Here is a 754-nt window from a genome sequence, read left to right on the forward strand (position 1 = left end):
ACCTGACGGCGGACTCGGTCACCGCGGTGCTGATCTCCCCCGACGACACCCCGACCCCCGAACCCGACTCGTACGGGGACATCGCCGCCCAGGGCGGGACCGGCGCGAGCGGCGACATCGCGGCCAGGCAGCCGGCGATCATCAGCCGCGCCGGCTGGGGGGCCGACGAGTCCATCCGCTGCCGCAACGCCACCTACGACAACAGCCTCGCCGCCGCCGTGGTCCACCACACCGCGGGCAGCAACGACTACTCCCGCGAGGGCTCGGCCGGGGTGGTGCGGGGCATCTACACCTACCACGCGCGCAACCTCGGCTGGTGCGACGTCGGCTACAACGTCCTGGTCGACAAGTACGGGCAGGCCTTCGAGGGACGCCACGGCGGGCTCAACCGCAACGTCCAGGGCGCTCACGCGGGCGGCTTCAACGGCAACACCTGGGGCATCTCCATGATGGGCGACTACTCCACCGTGGTCCCGCCCGACGCCACCGTGCGCAAGATGGGCGAGATCATCGGCTGGCGCCTGTCGGTCGCCGGGGTCGACCCCAAGGGTTCCGACACCCACTACTCCGAGGGCACCTCGTACACCAGGTATCCGGCGGGTGCCGCGGTCCGACTGCCCAACATCTTCGCCCACCGCGACGTCGGCAACACCTCGTGCCCCGGCAACGCCGGTTACGCCAAGATGGGTCAGATCCGCGACATCGCGGCCGCCTACGCCCGGAGCGGAGGCGGAACCCCCGCGCCCACCAACCC

1 protein-coding gene is annotated in these 754 nt (G+C 71.4%); it reads left to right on the top strand.

Annotated features, from left to right (window positions below):
• Positions 1-754 (top strand): peptidoglycan recognition protein (locus IY392_RS13925; protein ID WP_228549423.1); only part of this gene is annotated, 754 nt, incomplete at both ends.

The sequence above is a fragment of the Dietzia sp. SYD-A1 genome, from assembly GCF_015356725.1.
Classification (GTDB): domain Bacteria; phylum Actinomycetota; class Actinomycetes; order Mycobacteriales; family Mycobacteriaceae; genus Dietzia.